1 protein-coding gene is annotated in these 479 nt (G+C 23.4%); it reads right to left on the bottom strand.

Annotated elements, in window-relative coordinates; all coding sequences use genetic code 11:
- Positions 1-129: 129 nt before the first annotated feature.
- Positions 130-479: competence type IV pilus minor pilin ComGF (locus tag CD129_RS13065; protein WP_126577766.1), on the bottom strand; the 350-nt coding region annotated here is incomplete at its 5' end.

The following is a 479-nucleotide window of genomic DNA, read 5'->3' as shown; positions in this document are numbered from 1 at the left end:
CGTTGATAGTACTGCTCTAAATTATGATAAATATTTAATTTATAACTATATTGAACTAAATAAAATGATAGAAAAGCTGAATAAATAAATAATATCCCTAGTACAAAAGGCAGAATAAATCCTTCATTTTTAAATATAAATTTCTTCATGAACTTTTTTGTCACCCTTCCTAATCAGTAAATCTAATTTGAGGGTATTTTGATGTAATTGCTGTATATTCAATCTTTCAACATTATTTAGTAATGTAATATTACCTTTACCGTTTATACTTTTAAAAATTTTTGAATTTAATAAAGTGTATTCTGTTGAGTTTTTATTGCGAATACATTTTATCCTCGTGTTTGAATAATCGATGATAACCTTACAATCTTTAATTTCTTCAGATAAATCTTTTCTAAACATGATTAATTCGTAATTAGTATGGTCGATAGCATTATCTTTTAAAGTATAAATACTTTTAATTAATATAGGTATAAGCG

Source organism: Mammaliicoccus fleurettii (assembly GCF_003970575.1).
Classification (GTDB): domain Bacteria; phylum Bacillota; class Bacilli; order Staphylococcales; family Staphylococcaceae; genus Mammaliicoccus; species Mammaliicoccus fleurettii.
Note: the sequence above shows the minus strand (reverse complement) of the source record. Positions and strands in the feature narration are given on the sequence as shown.